Annotated in this window: 25 protein-coding genes and 1 tRNA gene; 7 read left to right on the top strand and 19 right to left on the bottom strand. The window is 66.0% G+C overall.

From position 1 onward, the window contains the following. Window positions 1-15: 15 nt before the first annotated feature. A complete protein-coding gene (obgE, locus tag C100_RS30385) occupies window positions 16-1,116 on the bottom strand; it encodes a GTPase ObgE (protein WP_024018810.1) in 1,101 nt (366 codons plus the stop codon). A gap of 31 nt (window positions 1,117-1,147) precedes the next feature. Further along, a complete protein-coding gene (locus C100_RS30380; RefSeq protein WP_024018809.1) occupies window positions 1,148-1,765 on the bottom strand; it encodes a TetR/AcrR family transcriptional regulator in 618 nt (205 codons plus the stop codon). A 51-nt stretch (window positions 1,766-1,816) separates the two neighbouring features. Here C100_RS30380 and C100_RS30375 point away from each other — a divergent pair, with 51 nt between their 5' ends. Together C100_RS30375 and C100_RS30370 are read left to right on the top strand one after the other, a co-directional pair. Beyond that, the gene (locus C100_RS30375) at window positions 1,817-2,668 is read left to right on the top strand and encodes a metal-dependent hydrolase (RefSeq protein WP_024018808.1); all 852 of its coding nucleotides are present in this window, start codon (window positions 1,817-1,819) and stop codon (window positions 2,666-2,668) included. Between the two features lie 31 nt (window positions 2,669-2,699). After that, window positions 2,700-3,236 carry a GNAT family N-acetyltransferase gene (locus tag C100_RS30370; RefSeq protein WP_031308802.1) on the top strand — a complete coding sequence of 179 codons (537 nt, stop codon included), beginning with the start codon at window positions 2,700-2,702 and terminating at the stop codon, window positions 3,234-3,236. Window positions 3,237-3,252: 16 nt separating this feature from the next. Here the strand turns inward: C100_RS30370 and C100_RS30365 are convergent, their stop codons facing one another. The 15 genes from C100_RS30365 to C100_RS30295 form a co-directional block, all read right to left on the bottom strand. Then, window positions 3,253-3,828 carry a GNAT family N-acetyltransferase gene (locus C100_RS30365; RefSeq protein WP_024018806.1) on the bottom strand — a complete coding sequence of 192 codons (576 nt, stop codon included), beginning with the start codon at window positions 3,826-3,828 and terminating at the stop codon, window positions 3,253-3,255. 272 nt (window positions 3,829-4,100) lie between these two features. Continuing rightward, entirely contained in the window at window positions 4,101-4,370 is a 270-nt protein-coding gene (gene rpmA, locus C100_RS30360; protein WP_024018805.1) for a 50S ribosomal protein L27, read from the bottom strand. Window positions 4,371-4,403: 33 nt separating this feature from the next. Further along, window positions 4,404-4,700, bottom strand: a complete 297-nt coding sequence (gene rplU / locus C100_RS30355; RefSeq protein WP_024018804.1) for a 50S ribosomal protein L21 — start codon at window positions 4,698-4,700, stop codon at window positions 4,404-4,406. A 122-nt stretch (window positions 4,701-4,822) separates the two neighbouring features. After that, the gene (locus C100_RS30350) at window positions 4,823-6,361 is read right to left on the bottom strand and encodes a cryptochrome/photolyase family protein (protein ID WP_024018803.1); all 1,539 of its coding nucleotides are present in this window, start codon (window positions 6,359-6,361) and stop codon (window positions 4,823-4,825) included. A 72-nt stretch (window positions 6,362-6,433) separates the two neighbouring features. Further along, a complete protein-coding gene (locus C100_RS30345; protein WP_024018802.1) occupies window positions 6,434-8,164 on the bottom strand; it encodes a DEAD/DEAH box helicase in 1,731 nt (576 codons plus the stop codon). 305 nt (window positions 8,165-8,469) lie between these two features. Then, the gene (gene rplA / locus C100_RS30340) at window positions 8,470-9,168 is read right to left on the bottom strand and encodes a 50S ribosomal protein L1 (RefSeq protein ID WP_024018801.1); all 699 of its coding nucleotides are present in this window, start codon (window positions 9,166-9,168) and stop codon (window positions 8,470-8,472) included. A gap of 4 nt (window positions 9,169-9,172) precedes the next feature. Continuing rightward, window positions 9,173-9,604 (bottom strand): 50S ribosomal protein L11, encoded by a 432-nt coding sequence (rplK, locus tag C100_RS30335; RefSeq protein WP_024018800.1) that lies wholly within the window; start codon window positions 9,602-9,604, stop codon window positions 9,173-9,175. A gap of 151 nt (window positions 9,605-9,755) precedes the next feature. Then, the gene (gene nusG / locus C100_RS30330; protein WP_024018799.1) at window positions 9,756-10,292 is read right to left on the bottom strand and encodes a transcription termination/antitermination protein NusG; all 537 of its coding nucleotides are present in this window, start codon (window positions 10,290-10,292) and stop codon (window positions 9,756-9,758) included. A 105-nt stretch (window positions 10,293-10,397) separates the two neighbouring features. Further along, on the bottom strand, window positions 10,398-10,601 hold the full coding sequence (gene secE, locus C100_RS30325) for a preprotein translocase subunit SecE (RefSeq protein ID WP_024018798.1): 204 nt from the start codon (window positions 10,599-10,601) through the stop codon (window positions 10,398-10,400). 170 nt (window positions 10,602-10,771) lie between these two features. Beyond that, window positions 10,772-10,847 (bottom strand) — tRNA-Trp (locus C100_RS30320). A 56-nt stretch (window positions 10,848-10,903) separates the two neighbouring features. After that, the gene (locus C100_RS30315) at window positions 10,904-11,815 is read right to left on the bottom strand and encodes a YihY/virulence factor BrkB family protein (protein WP_031308801.1); all 912 of its coding nucleotides are present in this window, start codon (window positions 11,813-11,815) and stop codon (window positions 10,904-10,906) included. Window positions 11,816-11,914: 99 nt separating this feature from the next. Then, window positions 11,915-12,658, bottom strand: a complete 744-nt coding sequence (locus tag C100_RS30310; protein ID WP_031308800.1) for a FadR/GntR family transcriptional regulator — start codon at window positions 12,656-12,658, stop codon at window positions 11,915-11,917. A gap of 16 nt (window positions 12,659-12,674) precedes the next feature. Next, window positions 12,675-13,598, bottom strand: coding sequence for a Gfo/Idh/MocA family protein (locus C100_RS30305; protein WP_031308804.1), 924 nt, complete (start codon window positions 13,596-13,598; stop codon window positions 12,675-12,677). After that, window positions 13,595-15,172, bottom strand: coding sequence for an aldehyde dehydrogenase (NADP(+)) (locus tag C100_RS30300; protein WP_024018794.1), 1,578 nt, complete (start codon window positions 15,170-15,172; stop codon window positions 13,595-13,597). Before C100_RS30300 ends, C100_RS30305 begins: the two co-directional genes overlap by 4 nt. Window positions 15,173-15,281: 109 nt before the next feature. Further along, entirely contained in the window at window positions 15,282-17,084 is a 1,803-nt protein-coding gene (locus C100_RS30295) for an IlvD/Edd family dehydratase (protein WP_024018793.1), read from the bottom strand. A 235-nt stretch (window positions 17,085-17,319) separates the two neighbouring features. On the opposite strand from C100_RS30295, the gene C100_RS30290 reads away from it, so the two are divergent. Both C100_RS30290 and C100_RS30285 read left to right on the top strand, forming a co-directional pair. Continuing rightward, window positions 17,320-18,360 (top strand): COX15/CtaA family protein, encoded by a 1,041-nt coding sequence (locus tag C100_RS30290; protein ID WP_024018792.1) that lies wholly within the window; start codon window positions 17,320-17,322, stop codon window positions 18,358-18,360. Beyond that, the gene (locus C100_RS30285; protein WP_024018791.1) at window positions 18,335-19,204 is read left to right on the top strand and encodes a hypothetical protein; all 870 of its coding nucleotides are present in this window, start codon (window positions 18,335-18,337) and stop codon (window positions 19,202-19,204) included. The genes C100_RS30290 and C100_RS30285 overlap by 26 nt, the downstream gene beginning before the upstream one ends. 6 nt (window positions 19,205-19,210) lie before the next feature. Here the strand turns inward: C100_RS30285 and C100_RS30280 are convergent, their stop codons facing one another. Next, on the bottom strand, window positions 19,211-19,840 hold the full coding sequence (locus C100_RS30280; protein WP_024018790.1) for a hypothetical protein: 630 nt from the start codon (window positions 19,838-19,840) through the stop codon (window positions 19,211-19,213). Between the two features lie 67 nt (window positions 19,841-19,907). Further along, window positions 19,908-21,356 carry a sigma-54-dependent transcriptional regulator gene (locus tag C100_RS30275; protein ID WP_024018789.1) on the bottom strand — a complete coding sequence of 483 codons (1,449 nt, stop codon included), beginning with the start codon at window positions 21,354-21,356 and terminating at the stop codon, window positions 19,908-19,910. 152 nt (window positions 21,357-21,508) lie between these two features. Here C100_RS30275 and C100_RS30270 point away from each other — a divergent pair, with 152 nt between their 5' ends. Genes C100_RS30270 through C100_RS30260 form a run of 3 tightly spaced genes read left to right on the top strand, consistent with a single transcriptional unit; the run spans window position 21,509 to window position 22,603 of the window. Next, on the top strand, window positions 21,509-21,634 hold the full coding sequence (locus C100_RS30270; protein ID WP_024018788.1) for an aa3-type cytochrome c oxidase subunit IV: 126 nt from the start codon (window positions 21,509-21,511) through the stop codon (window positions 21,632-21,634). A gap of 40 nt (window positions 21,635-21,674) precedes the next feature. Next, window positions 21,675-21,959, top strand: a complete 285-nt coding sequence (locus C100_RS30265; RefSeq protein ID WP_024018787.1) for a proton-translocating transhydrogenase family protein — start codon at window positions 21,675-21,677, stop codon at window positions 21,957-21,959. Continuing rightward, window positions 21,956-22,603, top strand: a complete 648-nt coding sequence (locus C100_RS30260) for an NAD(P)(+) transhydrogenase (Re/Si-specific) subunit beta (RefSeq protein WP_152536409.1) — start codon at window positions 21,956-21,958, stop codon at window positions 22,601-22,603. The genes C100_RS30265 and C100_RS30260 overlap by 4 nt, the downstream gene beginning before the upstream one ends. Window positions 22,604-22,653 lie beyond the last annotated feature (50 nt).

Here is a 22,653-nt window from a genome sequence, read left to right as displayed (position 1 = left end):
GGGGCGTTTCCATCATCAGATCGGCGACCATGTGGCTTCGCTCTCATCGCCGCCATCATCCTCTTGCGCCGCGTCGGCTTCGTCGTCCAGCATCGGCAGCACCGCGTCCAGCAATGTGCTGACGCCTTCGCCGGTCGCGCCGGAAATGATGAAGACATCCTCCACGCCCGCCTGCTCGCGCAGCTGCCCGGCAATATCTTCCATCAGTTCCTGGCCCAGCAGGTCGCCCTTGTTGAGCACGACCAGTTGGGGCTTCTCCTCAAGGCCGCCGCCATAGGCTTCCAGCTCGTCGGTCACGATGCGGAAGGCGTCGACCGGATCGTCGCTGGTCGCGTCGATCAGGTGCAGCAGCACGCGGCAGCGTTCGATATGTCCCAGGAAGCGGTCGCCGATGCCCGCGCCATCGGCCGCGCCCTCTATCAGGCCGGGAATATCGGCCAGCACGAATTCGCGGTCGCGGTGCAGCACCACGCCCAGCTGCGGCTTGGTGGTGGTGAAGGCATAGGCGCCGACCTTCGCCTTGGTATTGGTCACCTGGTTGATGAGGGTCGACTTGCCGGCATTGGGCATCCCGACCAGGCCGACGTCGGCCAGCAGCTTCAGGCGCAGCCATACCCACATTTCCTGGCCCGGCCAGCCCGTGCCATGCTGGCGCGGGGCGCGGTTGGTGCTGGTCTTGTAGGACAGGTTGCCCCGGCCGCCGTCGCCGCCGCGCAGGAAGACCATGCGCTGCCCGACTTCAGTGAAGTCGGCCAATATCTCCTGCTCTTCATAATCGCACAGGCCGTCCTCATCCTCGGTCCCCTCAATGGGCTGGGGATCGGACAGGATCTGCGTGCCCACCGGCACCTTGACGATCAGATCGTCGCCACCGGCGCCATAGCGGTTCTTGCCCATGCCGGGCTGGCCGCGCTGGGCCTTGAAATGCTGCGTGTAGCGGAAATCGATCAGCGTGTTGAGGCCGGCGACGGCCTCAAAGATGATGTCGCCGCCCTTGCCGCCATTGCCGCCGTCCGGGCCGCCATATTCGACATATTTTTCGCGGCGGAAGCTGACCGCGCCGGGGCCGCCCCAGCCGGACTTGATATAGATTTTTGCTTGATCGAGGAAATGCATGGGCTGGCCCTTAGCGCCATCGGCGGGAAAGTTAAACCTCGGCCTGCGCAGCGGATGTCGCGGCCTCCTGCATCAATGCGAAGCTGAGGCTTCGGGTTGCAATTTCACGCGCTTTTTCGCGCGGCAGGCGGAGCGCGCCGGCCATCGCGCCGCCCAGTTGCGAATCGCCCAGCGCCAACAGCACCAGCATCAATGTATTGTCGCGGATCAGGCCGGCGATGTCGGGGGTGCGGGCGCTCGCAGCCAGCTTGTCCACCAGCCGGTGGATGGCATCGACCACCGGGTCGAGCGCGTCTTCATTGCCCGACGCCAGCATCCAACTCGCCAGCGCGCCCGCGCCCTCCCGGTCGAAGGCGTCGAAGGTCATGTCGACGATGATGCGGGGCGCCAGTTCGCCGCGCCGCGCCGCGTTCACCGCCTCGCCGATCTTGGCGGTGATCGTTTCGGCCAGATGGCCCGCCAGCGCCTTTTGCAGGCTGGCCGCCGATCCGAAATGGTGAAGCAGATTGGCATGGGTCCGTCCGATCCGGCCCGCCACGGCCTTCAACGTCACCGCTTGCGGTCCCGCTTCGATCAGCAGGTCGCGCGCGGCCTCCATCGCCACCAGGCGGCTTTCATTCGGGCTCAGGCGGGCGCGTTTCGTTGACATGCGGGTCGGCTTCTCTTATTTACATTCATGTAAGTAACGGAGGCGTCCCCTATGACCCCAACCGACCTCACCATCCATCCGCGCGACCGCCGTTTCGGGCGTGACCGCGCCGCCGCCCGACATTGGCTGAATGGCGACCCGATCGCCACGGCTTTCTTCAACGCGCTGTCGATCACCTTTCCGCGCGGCGAGGCTTATTTCATCGACAGCGTCCGCGCCTTTCGCGACGGGGCGCCCGACAAGTTGGCGGGCGAAATCGCCGCCTTCATCAAGCAGGAGGTGGTCCATAGCCGCGAGCATCTGGCGTTCAACCGGCAGGTCATGGCCCATGGCTATGACGTATCGCTGCTCGATGCTGACGTGACCCTGGTGCTGGACCTGGCCAAGCGCCGGTCGCCGATCGTGAGCCTGGCCGCCACCATGGCGCTGGAGCATTTCACCGCGATCCTGGCGCATGAACTGCTCAGCGACCCGCGCCATCTGGCTGGGGGCGATCCGGAGGTCGCGGCGCTCTGGCGCTGGCACGCGATCGAGGAGATCGAGCATAAGGGCGTTGCGCATGACACCTGGGTTCACGCCACGCGCGATTGGCCGCGGTTCCGGCGCTGGTCGGTCAAATCGCTGATGATGCTGGTCGTGACCCGCCACTTCCTGCACCATCGCGCGCGCGGGATGATGGAATTGCTGCGGCAGGATGGCGTCACCGGGCGCCGGGCGTGGGGCGGATTGCTGCGCTACGCCCTGTTGCGGCCGGGCATATTGCGCCGGGTGGTGGCGCCGTGGATCGCCTATTTCATGCCCGGATTCCATCCCTGGCGGGTCGATGACCGCGCCCTGATCGCGCTGGCCGACACGCCCTATGTCGATGCCCGGATGGATGACGCGCTGCCCTCGGTCGCTTGACCGGGGGGCGATGGCGGTCTTTTATCATCGCATGAGCCAACAACCCGTGTTGCAAACCGATCGCCTGACCCTTCGTCCGCACCGTATCGAAGATTATGCCGCCTGCCGTGCGCTGTGGGCCGACACGCATGTCGTCCGCCATATCGGCGGAACGCCGCAGGACGCGCAGGCGGTGTGGTTCCGGCTGCTGCGCTATGCCGGCATGTGGTCGATGCTGGGCCATGGCATGTGGGTGATCGAGGCGCGCGACACCGGCGCTTTCCTGGGCGAAGCCGGGCTGCTTCAGGCGGCGCGTGGCCTGCCGGAACTGGAAGGCGTGCCGGAGGCCGGCTGGGTGCTGGGTCCGGCCGCATGGGGCAGGGGAATCGCGACCGAAGCGATGCGGGCGGTGCTGGCCTGGGCGGACGCCCATCTTGAAGCGCCCTCGCTGCGTTGCATCATCGATCCGGGCAATCGGCCGTCCATCAACGTCGCGGAAAAGCTGGGCTTCATGCCGCTGATCGACACGGCGCTCGGCGGCAAGCCGACGCGCGTGTTCGACCGGCCAAGGCCGATGCCTCCCCGATGAGGGGAAGGATCGGCGATCAGGCCGCCATCGCCGGCACGGCGTCGCGATACAGGTCCATGGCCGGGTCGTCATTCATGCCGCCGCCTTCGCCTTCTTCGAAAATGAGGCAGTCGACCAGGGCGTTGCGGCCCAGGCTGTGGCGCTTGCGCGTTTCGCCGGTGAAACAGAATCCCAGCTTGCGCAGGACATTGCCCGACGCGGGGTTGTCGGTGAAATGGCCGGCGCGGATGTTGCGCACGCCGCTGGCGCGCGCCATCCCCAGCACCGCGCGCGCGGCTTCGGTGGCAAAGCCCAGCCCCCAACAGGGGCGGGCGATCCAATAGCCCAGTTCCGGCGCACCCTGTTCGTCAAGATGCACGCCACAGCCGCCAATCAGGCGCGGCGCGCCCTGGGTGCGGGTGAAGGCCAGCAGGCGGGGCAGATGGGGATGGTGCGGCAACGACAGAAAAGCCTTGGCATCGTCCATTCCATAGGGGCTGGGCGCGCGCGTCAGGTTCCGCAGGATCGCGGGATCGTTGATGGTCCGGGCCAGCGCCTGGGCGTCTTCCATCCAGCCGGGACGCAGCAGCAGGCGGGGGGTACGGGCGAACATTCTTGTCTCTCCTCTTGTGGGCGCCGTTAGCTGCCTTTGATGACGGCTTGACGACGGTCTCCTCCGGATTATTCCCCGCCCGCACGACGCGCGAGAAGGTGTTGAGTTCCAAAGGCTTGAGGGAATTTTGAAGAGGTTCCGCCCAACGGAAAAAGGGCGCCCCCAACTGGTGAGGAGCGCCCCTTATTCCCTCGGACACCGGTCTTCAGACAGCGGGTCTGAAAACCGGGAGGATCGCCCCTTTCGAAGGACGATCCGTCATTGATCGTCCGTTATTCGGCTGCTTCGGCCATCGCGTCGACCGACACATATTTGCGGCCGAGCTTGCCGGTGTGGAACACCACCTTGCCTTCGTTCAGCGCGAACAGGGTGTGGTCCTTGCCCATGCCGACATTGCGGCCCGGATAAACGCGGGTGCCGCGCTGGCGAATGATGATGTTGCCGCCGATCACGTCCTGACCGCCGAACTTCTTCACGCCAAGGCGCTTCGACTCAGAATCGCGACCGTTGCGCGACGAACCGCCAGCTTTTTTATGTGCCATGACCTAAACTCCTTGAATGTCTTGCGCTGCGGCTCAGGCGATCGACACGATCTTGAGGATCGTGTGATTCTGGCGGTGGCCGTTCTTGCGACGATAATTGTGGCGGCGGCGCTTCTTGAAGACGATGACCTTCTCGCCCTTCGCCTGCGCGATGATTTCGGCTGCGACGGTCAGATTCGACACGTCCTTCAGGTCGCCGCCTTCACCGGCCAGCAGGACGTCGCCCAGCGTAACCTTGTCGCCGGCTTCGCCAGCCATCTTTTCAACGACGATCTTGTCTCCGGCGGCGACGCGATACTGCTTGCCGCCTGTGCGCACGATAGCGAACATGGCTTGTCTCTTCTCGTTCAAATCTGCTTTCCGCAGATCATCAAGGACAAAGCCTGTCGACCCGCGCGGGAATGTGGCCCGTTAGTGGACTGACTCGCTTCTGTCAACCGATCGGCGCGGATTCACTCCAGATTGTCGAGGAAATTTGCCGCGCGGTCGCGAATGGCGGCCTTGTCCGCCTCGTCCATTCGCGCCCAGTTGCGATAGGGCATGGCCAGACGGGGGTTGCGGGCCAGCCGCTGTGCGTTGCGGGCCAGAAAGTCCCAATAGAGCGCGTTGAACGGGCAGGCATCCTCGCCCACCCGCTTTTTCACGTTGTAGCGGCACCGGCCGCAATAATCGGACATGCGGTTGATATAGGCGCCGCCCGCCGCATAGGGCTTTGATCCCAGCAGCCCGCCGTCAGCGAACAGCGCCATGCCCAGCGTGTTGGGCAGCTCCACCCATTCATAGGCGTCGGCATAGACCTCCAGATACCAGACATGCACCTGGTGCGGGTCGATGCCCGCCAGCAGCGCGAAATTGCCGGTAATCATCAACCGCTGGATATGATGGGCATAGCCATGGTCGATCGTCTGGCCGATCGCCTGCGCCAGGCAGCGCATGTCGGTCTCCCCGCTCCAGTAAAAGCCCGGCAGGTCGCGCGTCGCCCCCAGCGCATTGCGGCGGCCATAATCCGGCCCTTCATGCCAATAGATGCCGCGCACATATTCGCGCCAGCCGATGATCTGGCGGATGAACCCCTCGGCGCAGTTGAGCGGCGCCTTGCCGGCGCGATAGCGCGCCTCGACCGCCCGGCACAGGTCCAGCGGGTCGAGCAGGCCGATATTGATGTAGGGCGACAGGATCGAGTGCCACAGGAACGGCTCGTCGGTCAGCATCGCGTCCTGATAGTCGCCAAAGCGCGGCAGCGCCTCGTCCAGGAAGCGCTTCTGCTGGCGCAGCGCCTCCTCGCGGGTGGCGGCGAAGTGGAAATGGTCGAGGCTGCCGATATGGCCGGCGAACCGATCCGCCACCATCGCCAGAACATCCTGCGTGATCGCGTCGGGCCGGAAGCGGATCGGCCGGGGCATCAGCAGGTCGCGCTGCGGCGGCGGCTTGCGGTTGTCGGCGTCGAAATTCCACTGGCCGCCTTCCGGCTCCCCCTCCGCCGTCATCAACAGCCCGGTCTTGCGCCGCATGTCGCGATAGAAATATTCCATCCGCAACTGCCTGCGCGCCGCCGCCCATGTGTCGAATTCGGCGTGGGAACACAGGAAGCGGTCATCCTCATGGAGGGTGACGGGGATGCCAAGGCGCGTCTCCCACGCTTCCAGCATCGCGCGCACCCGCCATTCCCCCGCTTGCGTCACATGGATGGCGCGGGCCTTGTGCCGATCGACCGCGCGCGCGACTTCGGCGGTGAAGCTGCCTTCATTGCCGGGATCGTCCAGCCGCACATAATCGACCGTCCAGCCGAGCGCGCGCAGCCGTTCGGCATGGTGGCGCATCGCCGACAGGATGAAGGCGATCTTGGCCTTGTGATGCTTCACATAGGTGGTTTCGTCGGCGACTTCCATCATCAGCACGACGCTGTCCGCCGGGTCGGCGCCGCGCAGCGATGCGATGTCAGGCGTCAACTGGTCGCCCAGAACAGGGATAAGCAAAGGGCCATCGGTCATCCCGGTGGAATGAACGATGGCCCGATTATATCCTAGCCTGTCCCGAAGGGCAGGACGATCCGTGACAAAGGATCAGCCGCGCCCGCGCGGCGGCCCCTTGCGTGCGCCGCCGCCCTTGAACGGGCGCGGGGCATAGCCGGCCGGACGGGGGCCGCGGTCGTTCGGACGGCTCTGGCGCTTGTTGGCGCGGGCTTCCTCGCGCGGGGCGCCGTCAACGGCCTCGAAGGTGACGTCCGCGCCCTCGTCGCTGGCCTCGCCGGTGCGCTTCACGGAGGTGATGAAGCGGCTGGCGATCGCCTTGGGGATTTCGAACATCGTCTCGTTGGTGGTGATGCGGATCGCGCCGATGTCCTGACGCGACACATGGCCGCGACGGCAGATCAGCGGCAGCAGCCAGCGCGGGTCGGCATTCTGGCGCCGGCCGATGTCCATGCGGAACCATTGCGTGTCCTCAAACCCCGGACGCGGCCCCTCGCGGCGCACGGGCGCCTCGCTGCCGTCCAGCAGTTCTTCGGGGCTGGGCAGGGCGGCGCGCGCGCTCCTGACCAGCATCGCCGCGATTTCCTTGGCGCTCTTTTCGGCCAGCAGTTCAGCGCCCAGCGCCCAGTCGGCCTCGTCCAGCTCCGCCTTTTCCATCAGGCTGGCGCGCAGGCGGACATTATCCTGCTCCAGAATGGCTTCCTTGCTCGGCGGCGTGCCCCATTCGACGGGGATCTTCGCGCCGCGCAGCATCGATTCGACGCGGCGGCGGCGGGGATAGGGGACGATCAGCACGGCCGTCCCCTTCTTGCCCGCGCGGCCGGTGCGGCCCGAGCGATGCTGCATCGTTTCCGCGTCGCGCGGCAGTTCGACATGCACCACCAGGCTGAGGCTGGGCAGGTCGATGCCGCGCGCGGCGACGTCGGTCGCGACGCAGACCCGCGCCCGCTTGTCGCGCAGCGCCTGGAGCGCATGGTTGCGCTCATTCTGGCTGTGCTCGCCCGACAGCGCTACGACGGCGAAGCCGCGTTCGGTCAGGCTGCTATGCAGATGCCGCACATTGTCGCGCGTGGCGCAGAACAGCATCGCCGTCTCCGCCTCATGGAAGCGGAGCAGGTTGACGACGGCGTTTTCGATGTCCGACGGCGCGACCGTCAGTGCCTGATAGCTGATGTCGCCATGGCCGCGCTCCTCGCTCATGGTCGAGATGCGCAGCGCGTCCTTTTGATAGCGCTTGGCGAGCGCCACGATCGGCTTGGGCATGGTGGCGGAGAAGAGGAGGGTGCGCCGGCCGTCGGGCGCGCTGTCGAGAATGCCCTCCAGATCCTCGCGGAAGCCCATGTCGAGCATCTCGTCGGCTTCATCCAGCACCACGGTGCGCACCGCCGACAGGTCGAGCGCGCCGCGCTCCAGATGGTCGCGCAGGCGGCCCGGCGTGCCGACGACGATATGCGTGCCGTGCGACAGGTTGCGGCGCTCCTTGGCCGCATCCATGCCGCCCACGCAGGTCGCGATGCGGGCGCGCGCCGCGCCATAAAGCCATTCCAGCTCACGGCTGACCTGCAACGCCAGTTCGCGCGTCGGCGCGATCACCAGCGCCAGCGGCTTTTCGGGCATTGGCAGCCTGTCGCCTTCGCCCAGCAATTCGCCCGCCATGGCCAGGCCAAAGGCGACGGTCTTGCCCGACCCGGTCTGCGCCGACACCAGCAGGTCGCGGCCGACGGCCTCGGGTTGCGAGACTTCGGCCTGCACCGGGGTGAGCGCTTCATAGCCCTTGGCGGTCAAGGCCTGGGCCAGGAGGGGGGATAATGTTTCGAATGTCATATCTTGTTTTCCATCGGTAAAAGGCGACCCGCCATTCCCGACGGATTCCAGATGACCTTTCTATCTCCCCGCAAAGGGGAGTTCAGGGGCAAGGTCGCGCACCCTGATTTTTACACCATCCTCCCCGTCAAGGGGAGGGGGGCCGGCAAAGCCGGTGGAGGGGGCGCCCCGTCGAGAGCGGAACACCCTTCCGTCAGCACTTCGTGCCGCCGCCTCCCCTGCACGGGGAGGATGATAGAAAATAACAAGGCCGCCTTCCCCCGCAAGGAGGGAAGGCGGCCCCTTTACCAGTTATCCCGCGGGGATCAGACCGAAGCGACTTCCGCCACATCGACCTTCACGCCCGGACCCATCGAGGACGACAGGGCGATCTTGCGGACATATTTGCCCTTCGAACCCGACGGCTTCGCCTTGACGATCGCGTCGACGAAGGCATCGAAATTCTTGCGGAGGTCTTCGGGCGAGAAGCTCGCCTTGCCCAGGCCCGCATGGATGATGCCCGCCTTTTCGACGCGGAATTCGATCTGACCACCCTTGGCGGCCTTCACGGCTTCGGCGACGTTCGGCGTCACGGTGCCCAGCTTCGGGTTCGGCATCAGGCCCTTGGGACCGAGGATCTTGCCGAGACGACCGACCAGGCCCATCATGTCCGGCGTGGCGATGACGCGCTGGAAATCGATGGTCCCGCCCTGAATGGTTTCGAGCAGGTCTTCAGCGCCCACGATATCGGCGCCGGCGGCGGTCGCCGCATCGGCCTTGTCGCCACGGGCGAACACGGCGACGCGCACGGTCTTGCCGGTGCCGGCGGGCAGGGTGACGACGCCACGGACCATCTGGTCGGCGTGACGCGGATCGACGCCCAGGTTGATCGCGATTTCGACGCTTTCGTCGAACTTGGCGGTCGCGTGGGTCTTGATCAGGCCCAGCGCCTCGTCAACGCCGTGCAGCTTTTCGCGGTCGACGGCGGATGCCAGGGTCTTTGCCTTCTTGGTCAGCTTTGCCATGGTCTTAGCCCTCCACCACTTCGAGGCCCATCGCGCGCGCGGAGCCTTCGATGATCTTCGTCGCTGCGTCGATGTCGTTCGCGTTCAGGTCGACCATCTTGGTCTGCGCGATTTCGGTGAGCTGCGAGCGGGTGATCTTGCCAGCGACGACCTTGCCCGGTTCCTTGGAACCCGACTTCAGGTTGATCGCCTTCTTGATCAGATAGGTGGCCGGCGGCATCTTCGTGACGAAGCTGAACGAACGGTCGGCATAGACGGTGATGATGGTCGGCAGGGGCGTGCCCTTGTCCATCTTGTCCGTCGAGGCGTTGAACGCCTTGCAGAATTCCATGATGTTCACGCCGCGCTGACCCAAGGCGGGGCCGATCGGCGGTGAAGGATTTGCAGCTCCAGCGGGCACCTGGAGTTTGATATAGCCCGTAATCTTCTTGGCCATTGTCACTCACTCTGTTGCTGGACGCGCCCGAAGGTGCGCCCGGTTCAAGTTTAGCGGTTCATGCAGCGGCCCAAAGGTCGCCTCCCGCATATATTCCCCAAGGGGAATCACATTGTGTCGCCCCGGACCCGGTCCGGGGTGACGAAAATCCTTATTTCGACAGCTCGACCTGTTCGAAGTCCAGCTCGACCGGGGTGGCGCGGCCGAAGATCGACACCGACACCTTGACCCGGTTCTTTTCGAAATCCAGTTCCTCGACCACGCCATTGAAGCTGGCGAAGGGACCATCGAGAACCTTGACGCTGTCGCCGATTTCGTAATCGACGCTGATCTTGTTCTTGGGTGCGGCCTCGGCTTCCTTCTGGGCGCCGAAATAGCGGGCGGCATCGGCTTCGCTGATCGCCTGCGGCTTGCCGCTCGAACCCAGGAAGCCCGTCACCTTCGGCGTGTTTTTCACCAGGTGATAGATGTCGTCGTTCATGCTGAGCTTGGCGAGGACATAGCCGGGCATGAACTTGCGTTCGACCTGCACCTTCTTGCCGCGCTTCACTTCGGTCACGGTTTCGGTCGGCACCTCGACCTGCTCGACCAGCTGGGAGAGGCCCATGCGTTCGGCTTCGGACAGGATCGATTCCTTGACCTTGCTTTCGAAGCCCGAATAGGCGTGGATGATGTACCAGCGCGCCATGTTACCGTGTCAAACTCCTGTTCAGAGCGTTGTCGCTCAACGTCCCGCGGCCCTGTGTTGAGCGCGTCGCTCAACGTCCTGCCGCCCTAAGTGTAAGCGTTTAGCTCAACGTCCCGCCGCAACACCCAGCAACCACTGGACGATCGCGCCGAAGAAAGTGTCGATGCCGAAGAAGAAGAGGCCGAGCAACGAGGTCATGATAACGACCATAACGCCGGTCATCATCGTTTCGCGGCTGGTGGGCCACACGATCTTCGACGCTTCGGTCTTCACCTGATTGACGAATTCGCCGGGGGATACCTTCGCCATCGCCTGCCTTTTCAACTTCAAATCAACACCGATTCGCGAAGCAACAGTCCGCCCTCCCGACCCTGCCCAGTTCGGCGTTCGGGGGTGCGGCCGCTGGCTCCGCGACCTTGTTTCGCCTGCGCACCTAGCCGCGACCCCCTGTATTTGCAAGGGTTCGCGGCGAGAGCGCTTGGCAGGAGTGGAGGGACTCGAACCCACGGCATTCGGTTTTGGAGACCGACGCTCTACCAGCTGAGCTACACTCCTGTACCGGCGAAGGAGGGCGCTTTAACGTGGCCAAGCGGGAAGGGCAAGCGGCATTATCACGCTACCGCCGGTTCGCCGATTTGCGTGTCGGCGCTGGTCTGCCGCTCGGCCTCCGCATTAATCTGTGCGCCCAGCAGGACGACATAGGCGGAAACGAACAGCCATAGCTGCAACACCACCACCGCGCCCAAAGACCCGTAGGTTTCGTTGTAATTGCCAAAGCGCGACACGTAGAAGGAGACGCCGAGCGTCACCAGCAGCCAGAACAGCGTCGCGGTGACCGATCCGATGGTCAGCCATTGCCATTGCGCCTTGCGCCGGTTCGGCCCGAAGCGATAGATGAGCGCGAAGATCGTGCTGGCGAGCAGTCCTGCGCTCACCCACGTCACCGCCTTGATCGCGAACAAGACGCCCGATCCCCAATCGGTCAGCAGCTTTTGCACCAGGGCGATCACCGTTGCGGTGATGACGCCCGACACGACCACCAGCACGGCGGAAAAGGTGATGCCGATCGACACACGATAGCGCGATACGATGCCGCGCGCCTCTTTCGTGGCGTAGACGATATTGAGCGCCTCCATCGCGGCCGACGATGCACGGGTGGCGCCATAGACGGCCAGCCCCAGCGCCAGCAGCAGCCCCAGGCCGGTCGTGCCCTTCGCGGCGGAAACGACGCCCAGCAATTGTTCGTTGATCAGGGTCGCCGCATCCTGCGGCACCACGGTGATGATCGCGGCCATGTGCCGCTGCACCAGCGAAGGATCGCCGATCAGCCCGTAGGTCAGCACCACGGCGGCGAGCAGCGGCGCGATCGACAGAAATGCATAATAGGCCACGCCCGCCGACAACAGGCTCAGATGATTGGTGCCCATGGCCCCATAGACGCGCTTCAATATCTCCCACCAGGCGCGAGGCGGTATTTTCCACGGTGCATCGACATGCACCTGCTGCGCGATCCTGTCGGTCATCATTGTCCCCTGCCTGCCCTTGATACAAGGCAAGCGCGCGAGACAGAAGCAGGTTCCACGGCGGATCGGTTCGCGTCGCCGGGGCGGGGTCGCGCGCCGCTATTCCGACAGGGCGATGTCCATGTCGGCCAGCGCCAGCCGCAGCAGTTCGGCCATGCTGTTGCGGGCCGCAGCCGTGTCCCGCGCGGCAATGGCGCGATGCACCGCCTGATGGTCGGGCAGGGGGTCGCGTGGCAGCAGCTTCTTGCGATGCTTGAAAGTGGTGGTCCAGCCGACCGCCGCGCCGACCGAACTGGCCAGCGCCTCCAGCGCATCATTATGCGTCGCGGCCAGGATCATGTTGTGGAAACGCTGGTCGGCGGCCCGGCCTTCCGGCGTGGAAAGGCCAAAGCGCTCCATCTCCGCCAACGCCTGGGCCATGACGGTCAGTTGCTCGTCGGTGCGCCGGCGCGCGGCGAATTCCGCCGCTGCCGGTTCGATCACGCCGCGCAGTTCGAACAGGTCGCGGATGAAATTGGCGTCGGGTTCGCCCGCGAACATCCAGGCCAGCATTTCGGGGTCCAGCACGTTCCAGCGCGCGCGCGGCAGGACGCGGGTGCCGGCCTTCGGGCGGCTTTCCAGCATCCCCTTGGCGATCAGGATGCGAACCGCCTCGCGATAGGCGGTGCGGGAGACGTGGAGGCGCTCGGCGGCGTCGATCTCGCCCTCGAACAGGTCGCCGGGCTTGTGCTTGCCGGTCAATATGGCGGTGCCCAGATCGCGGGCGATCGCCTGATGGATGCGGAGCGAGCTTTCGTCCGATCCGAACTTGCGTTCCGGCCCGTCCTTGCGCTCTCTCCCCATCATCTACCCCTCAGGTTCAGTCCTCAAAAGCTGCCGTAGGGCAATGGCGCCCGCAAAGGAAGGCATCCGCCACCAATCGCAGCGGCGCGGTGTCGGCGTCGATCGCCTTGTCCGCCACCAGGTCCACGAAGCGGCGATACATGGACGGATATTCCGCGTCCGGCGCCTTCATCTGCACTTCGCCATCGAGCTGCAGCATGTTGCCGCCTTCGGACAGGAGCAGGCTGCCCTTGTCCGTCTCGACCGCGATGTCCCAGGTCTGCGGCCCGGTCTGGCGCCAGTCGAACACGGTGTCGATCCCCGCGCCCGACGCCGTCGCCATGGCCAGCGTCGCGCCGATCGGCGCCTGCTTGTTGGACGGCACTTCCAGTTCGGCCGACAGGACCGTGATCGGCTCGCCAACGATCTCGGTCAGGATCGACAGGGCGTTGATGCCCGGATCGAACACGCCGAAACCGCCCGCTTCCCAGATCCAGGGCTGGCCCGGATGCCAGTGGCGCACATCTTCGCGCCACTGAATGTCGATCCGCTCCACCTTGCGCTGTGCGATCCAGGCTTTCGCCTGCGCGACGGCGGCGGCATAGCGGCTATGCCAGCTCGCATAGAGGGTGACGCCCCGCGCCTTAGCCAGCGCCGTCAGCGCCTCCACTTCGGACACGGTCGCGCCCGGCGGCTTTTCCAGGAACACATGCTTGCCCGCCAGCAGCGCCTGCCGGGCCGCCTGATAACGGACCTGCGGCGGCTGGCACAGGATGACGGCATCCAGATCGGGTTCGCCCGCCAGCATCGCGCCGAGGTCGGGGTAATTATTCACCCCTTCCCCCTGCGCGTTGCGGCTGGCGACCGCGACCAGCCCGATGCCGTCAATCTTCTCGATCGCGGGCAGATGCTGGTCGCGGGCAATCTTGCCGAGCCCGACGAGACCGGCCCGGATCATCAGGCCGCGACCTCCAGCTTGCCTTCCATGCGGCGCGTCAGGCCCCAGGGATTGGCATCCTGAAGCGCGGCGGGCAACAGTGCGTCGGGCACGTCCTGATAGCAGACGGGGCGCAGGAAGCGCATCATCGCGAGCGTGCCGACCGAGGTGGTGCGGCCGTCCGAGGTGGAGGGGAAGGGACCGCCATGGACCATGGCGTGCGTCACTTCGACCCCGGTGGGCCAGCCATTGGTCAGGATGCGGCCGACCTTGCGCGACAGGGTGGGGAGCAGCTTGGCGGCATCGTCCGCGTCGCTGTCCGTCATCTGCAACGTGGCGGTCAACTGGCCTTCCAGGCTCGCAATCGTCTCGTTCACCTCGTCGATGCTCTTGCACTTGAGCAGGATGGACGAGGAGCCGAACACCTCATGCGCCAGCGCCGCATTGTCGCGGAACGTCGCCGCGTCGGCCGCGAAGAAGGCGTGCTGGCCGCGATTGCAGCCTTCGGCCTCAGCGCCGCGCGCGATGGTGGTGACGCCTGGTGCACCGGCGAGCGCCGCAACGCCCTTCTCATAGGCTTCGTGAATGCCCGGCGTCAGCATGACCTGCGGCTGATTGCCGGTCATCGCGGTCGCGGCGGCGGCGACGAACGTGTCGAGGTCCGGGCCGTCCAGTGCGATGACCAGGCCAGGGTTGGTGCAAAACTGCCCCGAACCCATGGTCAGCGAACCAACGAACGCCGTACCCATCGCCTCGCCGCGCGCGGCGAGCGCGCCGGGCAGCAGCACGACGGGGTTGATCGACGACATTTCGGCATAGACCGGGATCGGCTCTTCGCGACCGGCCGCGATCTTCATCAGCGCCAGACCGCCGCCGCGCGACCCGGTGAAGCCCACCGCCTTGATGCGCGGATCTGCGACCAGTGCGCCGCCCAGCTCATGCGTGGTGCCGGGGACGTAGGAGAAGACGCCCTCATGCAGGCCGCACGCCTTGACCGCAGCGCCGATTGCGCGGGCCACCAGTTCGCCGGTGCCGGGGTGGGCCGGGTGGCCCTTCACGACGACCGGGCAACCGGCGGCGAAGGCCGATGCGGTGTCGCCGCCCGCGACCGAGAAGGCGAGCGGGAAGTTGGAGGCGCCGAACACGCCGACCGGGCCGACCGGCTGGTTGACGCGGCGCAGGTCGCTGCGCGGCAGCGGGGTGCGCTCGGGCAGCGCCTTGTCGATGGTGGCTTCCAGCCAGTCGCCCTGGCGGACATAGCTGGCGAACAGGCGCAACTGGCCGACGGTACGGCCGCGCTCACCCTCCAGGCGGGGGCGAGGCAGGCCGGATTCGGCCATGGCGGTCTCGATCAGCAAGTCGCCGATGGCCAGGATCTGTTCGGCCACCGCCTCCAGGAAGGCGGCGCGCGCGTCGGGGGTCAGGCTCGAAAAGCTGGCGAAGGCGTCCTCGGCCAGCGCGCAGGCGTCGGCGACGTCCTGCGTCGATGCGTTGGAAAAGGCGACCTCGCCCTTGGCGCCGGTGGCGGGGTGGACGGCGTGGAAGGGTTCACCGCCGGTGCGCTCGTTCGCGCCGACAAGGATGGCTCCGTTGAACATGGCTGTCTCCTGAAATAATCTGGCCAGAGGGGGCAAGATGCCGAATGGCTAGATGAATGCGCCGGAAAGCGAAGGTTCGTTTTCCGGCGCGGGTGATGCAAAATTCTATTTAGTGATTGTCTCGCGGCAATCCCATGGTCTGGGCGATGCGCTGATATTTTTCCGCGCCTTCCAATATGGCGCCGGTGTTCATCTGGCCCACGACCGAGCGCTGGATTTCCTGCCAGGGCGTCTGCGAGGCCGGGTATTGGAAGCCCCCGGCGGCCTCCAGCGCGGCCCGGCGCTCGGCCAGTTCCTCGTCGGGAATGAGGACGTTCACCGTGCCGGTGTTAAGGTCCATGCGCACCCGGTCGCCGGTCTGGATCAGGGCAAGGCCGCCCATCGCCGCCGCTTCGGGCGACGCGTTGAGGATGGAGGGGCTGCCGCTCGTGCCCGACTGGCGGCCGTCGCCGATGCAGGGCAGGGCGGATACGCCTTCGGTGATCAGATAGGCGGGCGGGCGCATGTTCACCACCTCGGCCGCGCCGGGATAGCCGATCGGCCCGGCGCCGCGCATGAACATCAGCGTGTTTTCGGTGATGCCCACGGCCGGATCGTCGATCCGGTGGTGATAATCCTCCGGCCCGTCGAACACGACCGCCGGCCCTTCGAACGCATTGGGATCGTCGGGATTGGACAGATAGCGCTGGCGGAACTCGTCGCTGATGACGCTGGTCTTCATGATCGCGGCGTCGAACAAATTGCCCGACAGGACCAGGAAGCCGGCTTCTTCCTTGAGCGGCTGGTCGTAGCGGCGAATGACCTTCTCATCCTCGATTTCCACGCCGGTGCAATTTTCGCCCATGGTCTTGCCATTGACGGTCATCGCGTCTTCGCGGATCAGGCCCTGTGCGATCAGCTGGCTGACCACCGCGGGCACGCCGCCGGCGCGATAATAGTCCTCGCCCAGATATTCGCCGGCAGGCTGGAGGTTGACCAGCAGCGGGATTTTGTGGCCGATCGTCTCCCAATCCTTGAGCGGCAGGTCGACGCCGACATGGCGGGCGATCGCGGCGAGGTGGATCGGCGCATTGGTCGAGCCGCCAATGGCGCTGTTGACCATGATGGCGTTGTGGAAAGCGTCCAGGGTCATGATGTCGGAGGGCTTGAGATCCTCATGCACCATCTCGACGATCCGCTTGCCGGTGAGATAGGCGACTTCCTGGCGGTCGCGATAGGGGGCGGGGATCGCGGCCGAACCGGGCAGCATCATGCCCAGCGCTTCGGCAAGCGAATTCATCGTCGATGCCGTGCCCATGGTGTTGCAATAGCCGGTGGACGGCGCCGAGGACGCCACCAGCTTGATGAAGCCTTCATCGTCGATCTTGCCGGCGGCCAGCAACTGGCGCGCGTGCCATACGATGGTGCCCGATCCGGTGCGCTCACCCTTGAACCAGCCGTTCAGCATCGGGCCGACCGACAGGGCGATGGCGGGTATGTTGACGGTGGCGGCGGCCATCAGCAGCGCCGGGGTGGTCTTGTCGCAACCCGTGGTCAGGATCACGCCATCGAGCGGATAGCCGTATAGCGCTTCGACCAGCCCCAGATAGGTGAGGTTGCGGTCGAGGCCCGCGGTCGGGCGCTTGCCGGTTTCCTGGATCGGATGGACCGGAAATTCGATGGCGATGCCGCCCATTTCGCGAATGCCTTCGCGCATCCGCTCCGCCAGCACGAGGTGATGGCGGTTGCAGGGCGACAGGTCGCTGCCGGTCTGGGCGATGCCGATGATCGGCTTGCCGCCGCGCAATTCCTCAAGGCTCAGGCCGAAATTCAGATAGCGCTCCAGATACAGCGCGGTCATGTCGATATTGTCGGGGTTGTCGAACCAGGCGCGGCTGCGCAGCTTCGGGGCAGATTTGGGCGAATCGCTCATGGGGCATCCTGACGAAAAAAACGGGGGCGCGTTTCGCGCGCTCGGTTTCTCGATATACTCAGACAAATACTATTTCAAGGCGGCATGAGCGGTTCGGCGTGAAAATCGGGCGGGATAATGGCCGCTATTCGGGGCGCTCGCGGCTAGGCGTGACCGCGTGTCGCGGGGAGAGCGGACCTTTTGTCCAGCGTCTGCGCTCTTGAAACGGGCAGGGCATGGGCGCATGGAACGGACAATGACCGCCTCCGCCTTTCGCTCGTCCGTCAGCGCCGCGCCGCGCGCCCTGGCCCGCTGGTTGCTCATGGTGGCGGCGCTGGTCTTCTGCATGGTCGTGGTCGGCGGCATTACGCGCCTCACCGAATCGGGCCTGTCGATCACGCAATGGAAGCCGATCACCGGCGCCATCCCGCCGCTGACCCATGAACAATGGCTGGAGGCCTTCCGCCTCTATCAGCAGATCCCCGAATATCGGGAGATCAACCAGGGCATGAGCCTGGGCGATTTCCAGTTCATCTTTTTCTGGGAATGGGTGCATCGGCTGCTTGGCCGGCTGATCGGCCTCGCCTTCGCGCTGCCCTTGCTCTGGTTCGCATGGAAAAAGGCGATTCCGGCCGGCTATGGCTGGCGCCTGATCGCGCTGCTGGCGCTCGGCGGGCTTCAGGGAGCGATCGGCTGGTGGATGGTGGAATCCGGCCTGTCGGCGCGCACCGACGTCAGCCATTATCGGCTGGCGGTGCATCTGCTGACCGCGCTGTTCATCATGGGCGGCCTGATCTGGACGGCGCTCGACCTGCGGGCGCTGGCGCGCCATCCCGCCGCCCGGCCGGCGCGCCTGCGTCCCTTTGCGCTGGTCGTGCTGGCCGCCTTGCTGGTGCAGTTGATGTTCGGCGCCTTCACCGCCGGATTGAATGCCGGCTATGTGTCGAACAGCTGGCCGTTGATGAACGATCATCTGGTGCCCGAGGGGATTAGTTGGGCCGGGTCGCTCTGGGCGACCGTCTCCTCCGACCCCTATCTGGTCCATTTCATCCATCGCTGGTGGGCATGGGTGGCCGCCATCCTGCTGCTGATGCTGGCGCGCCGGGCGAAGCAGGCGGGGCAACCCGGCGCATCGGTGGCGCTCAACGCTGCGGTGGGCGGGCAGATCATCCTGGGTATCGCGACTGTCCTCTCCGGCATCGCGCTGCCGCTGGCGGTGCTGCACCAGGCGATGGGCGCGCTGGTCGTCGCGTCGACCGCATGGGCCGCCCATGCGATCGGACGCCGTCGCCTGTGAGCGGCGGCGTCAGGTTCGTCGCGGAACGACCAGGCCGGAAACCGCCACAGTGATGCGCCGGATCGTTCCGCTGCTGCTGGCGCTCGTCGCGCAGCCGGCCGCCGCCGAAAAAATCGCCATCCCCTTCGCGCCGCCACTGGGGCAGGAACTCGTCTATCAGATCGACCAGCATCGGCCGGTGGCGGGACGGGACAGCCGGTTCAGCGCCCGCCGAACGTTGCAGTTCGAGCGGGCGGCGGATGGCTACAGCCTTCAGGCGGTGCTCCGTTCGGTCGACAGCGATGCTTCCGGTGCGGCCGCCGAATCCTTCCGGGCGGCGCTGACGCCCCTGGTCGGGGTGGAGATGCGGTTCCGGATCGATGACGATGGCAAGATCGTCGGCCTGGACGACATCGACAGGGTCTGGGCTTCGATCGAGCAGGGGCTGGATCGCATGATGGCGGAACCGGCGACCGACACGTCCCGCCATCGCGCGGCTTCGGCGGTCAAGGCGCTGTTTGCGGGCCTGTCGGCGGAGGGCAGGCTGGCGCTGCTGGCGGGCGAATATCAGCCCCTGCTGCTATTTGCGGGCGATGTGGTGGAGGATGACGCGGGGGGACGCGGCGTCAGGACCGTGGCGGGATCGCCGCTCGGCCGCCCCGTCCCGGTCGAGGGGTTGTTGCGGATGCGGGAGCGGGCAGGCGATCGCCTGTCGCTGCAAGAGCAGCTGGCGGGCAAGGGCGTGCAGGTGACGATGCGTTACACGCTCTCGGCGCATACCGGCCTGGTGGAGGACCAGACCCGCACCCTGACCATGGGCGACCGGACGCTTGTCGAAACGCGGACGCTGCGCGCGACGCCCTGATCCGGCTCAGGGCTGCGCGGCGTTGGCGGCGGGAGCGGGCGCCGCGGCATTGCCCTCTATTTCCTGCCGGGGCGCAAAGACCCGCAGGCTGTCGAGCAGCTTTTCGGCGATGCCCTGATATTGCTCGCTCAGCATTTCGGGATAGACGAAGGTCGCGGTGACGATCGATCCGTCGGATTGTTTGAGCAGGCGCAGCGCGACATTATTGCCTTCGCCATCATTGGCGGTGCCGCGATATTCATTGTCGCCCACAAAGTCGCCATCCACGCCCTCGGCGCTGCTGCTCAGCGACTCGACGGTCTGCTGAAGCGTCTGGTCCTTGCCATTCTTTTGCCAGAAGACGCGCACGTCCGCGCCCGCACCGGGGTCTTCATAGACGATGCCGTCAGCGTTGCTCGCGCCCTTGTCCATCATCCAGCCTTCGGGAAGCGTCACGGAAAAACCCCGTTCCAGGTTCACATAGTTGCGGCTGTCGGGCGTTTCGTCGGCCTGCTGGTTGGCGATCGCCTCGGCAGCGGCGGCATTGGCGGCGGCAGCCAGCTCCTCCTGGGTCGGCATGTCGGCGACCGGCTCGGTGCGGCCGCATCCGACGAGCAGCAGGAAAGGCAGGCAGGCGGCGAGCGGGGCGTGTTTCATGCTCCGTTCCAAAGCATAGGCGCGCGGAGATTTCAACGCCGCAAGCGCACGGCAAGCGACGGTCGGTTCAGGCCGCGCTGTCGATCCCCAGTTCGGCGAGCTTGCGATACAGGGTGGAGCGGCCGATTCCCAGGCGCCGGGCGACCTCCGTCATGCGCCCGCGATAATGGCCGATGGCAAGGCGGATGACGTCCGCCTCTATTTCGGCGAGCTGCCGGACATGGCCGTCGCCTTCGAACAGGGTGATGCCCGCGCCGTCGCGATGCGGCTGGCTGATCGCACGGACGCGCGGCGCCACCCGGTCGGCCAGGTCGCCGGCCCGGATCTGTGCCGTGATCTGCGGGAAATCCTGCGGGGTCAGCGCATCGCCCTCGCACAGGACGGCGGCGCGGAACAACGCGTTCTGGAGCTGGCGGACATTGCCCGGCCAGGGATGCTGCATCAGCAGCGAAAGCGCGTCATCGGTCAGGCCCAGGCTGCGCAGCCCCGGCTGGATCGCGATTCGCGCCAGCAGATGGCGGCAAAGCGCGGGAATATCGCCCATGCGCTCGCGCAGCGGCGGCACGGTCAGCTGGACGACGTTGAGGCGATAATAGAGATCCTCGCGAAAGCGGCCCGCCTCGATCTCCTCGATCAGCCGCTTGTTGGTCGCGGCGATCACGCGGACATCGACATGGACCGGGCGGCGCGCGCCGATCGGCTGGACTTCGCCGTCCTGGAGCACGCGCAGCAGCTTGACCTGCGCGTCGAGCGGCATTTCGCTCACCTCGTCCAGGAACAGGGTGCCCATGTCCGCCGCGACGAACTTGCCCACATGCCGGTCGAACGCGCCGGTGAAGGCGCCCCTTTCATGACCGAACAGTTCCGATTCGACCAGATTGGCCGGGATGGCGCCGCAATTGACCGTCACCATCGCCTGTTTGTGGCGGGGCGATGCGGTATGGACGGCGCGGGCGATGACGTCCTTGCCGACACCGCTTTCGCCTTCGATCAGCACCGGCACGCGGGCGCGCGCGGCCTTGGCGGCGATGGCGAGCGCGGCGCGGAATTGCGGCGCGGACCCCACGACATCTTCAAAGGACAGGGGCGCGGTGATCTTTTCGGTCAGGGGGCGCAGTTCGCCCGCGGCCGCGCCGTCGGCCAGCGTGGCGTTGAGCGCGGCGAGCAGGCGTTCGGGCGCGATCGGCTTTGACAGATAATCGGTCGCGCCCGCGCGCATCGCCTCCACCGCGACGGCGACATTATTATGTGCGGTAAGAATCAATATGGGTAGCGCCGGCCGACGGGCGTGGATGTCGCGAATCAGGCTCGCAGGATCATAGTCGGGGCTCCACTGGTCCAGGATGACCGCGTCGAGCTGCATCCCGTCCTGCGTTCCCAGCGTCGCTATCGCGGCTTCGCCATCGGCTGCGAAGATGGTGCGCCAGCCGGCACGCGACGCAAGCGCCGACACCAGCCGCCGCTGCGCCGGCTCATCGTCGATCAGCATCAATATCGGTACGCCGTCGCGCGCCATTCCAACCCCTCGTCTTGAACAGGCGGCCGAGGGTAAGGGCCAGCGGTAAAGGCGTGCTTAACCGCACGGGATTTTCTGCGTGGCGGCGGGTTGAGGGTGGCGGGGCGACAGGATAAGAGGTGGCGACAATGGTTTCAGGAAGGGGAATCCGCATGGCGACGGACGGCAATATGAAGAGCGCGAACGAGACCTATCATGGCTTTGTCGGCGTGATGAAATGGGGCACGATCGCAAGCGTGGCCGTCGCCGCGATCGTCGTGTTGCTGATCGCCAGCTGAACGTTGCGCGCCGGCCTGAAGGTCGCGCGGATCGCGTGACATGATCGCTTCGGCGCTGCTGATCGTCATTGCGGTGTCCGCCGCCCTGGTGGCTGTCCATCTTGTCCGCGCCTCCGCGCCCGGTCTGCATGTGCCGCTGGTTGCGCTGGTCGGCGCCTTGTCGATGGTCCTGATCGTCGGCGCGCTGATCGTCGCGGCGGAATCGGGTGGCGCCTTCGGCAAGATTGCGGGCCTGCTGGCGGTGGTGCTGGCCGGCATCGGGCTGGTCGGAAGTTTCGGCATCGTCGAACGGTTGCTGGCCGGGTCGCAGGATGATTCGGCGTGACATCTTCCCCCGTGGTGATGCTGGCCTGGCTGGCGGCGACGCTGCTCTTCCTGCTCGCTTTGCGCGGCTGGTTCGATCTTGGCTCCGCGCGCCGGTCCGGGCGCATGGGGATGGCGGGCGTGGCGCTCGCGGTGGGCGTGACGCTCTATACCCATGATGTGGTGAGCCTGCCCGAGATATTGGGGGCGATCACCGTCGGCGGCGGTATCGGTTATTTGCTGGTGCGCCACACGGCTTTGGGCGCGATGCTGCCGATCCTGGCCGGGTTGCAGGCGCTGGGCGGCCTGGCGCTGCTGCTGACGGCGCTGGGCATCTGTCGCAACCCGGTGGCGTTCGATGTGCTGGCGCCGGGGGACGCGGACCTGACGGTGACGAGCCGCCTTCTTGCGGGGCTGGCGTTGATCCTGGGGGGCGTGATCGTCGCGGGGGCGTTGCTGGCCTGCCGGGCGCTGATCGGTCGCACGTCGGCGGGCGGCGCACCGGCCATGCCGGCCCTGCTCGCCACCCTGAGCGGCCTGGCCGGCGGCGGCGCGGCGGCGCTGGGCGCGCTGCTCGGTGAAGGCGGGCTGATGACCGCAGGCGCGATCGTCGGGGCGGCGGGCCTGACGCTGGGCGCTAGGTTGGCGTTTGCGCGGCGTGATTAGGCTTTGACGCGAGCACGAACCTTCCTCTAGCCCTTGGACAAGGGACAGGG

Source organism: Sphingobium sp. C100 (assembly GCF_000508185.1).
Taxonomy (GTDB): domain Bacteria; phylum Pseudomonadota; class Alphaproteobacteria; order Sphingomonadales; family Sphingomonadaceae; genus Sphingobium.
This window is presented reverse-complemented; position numbering and strand designations above follow the sequence as displayed.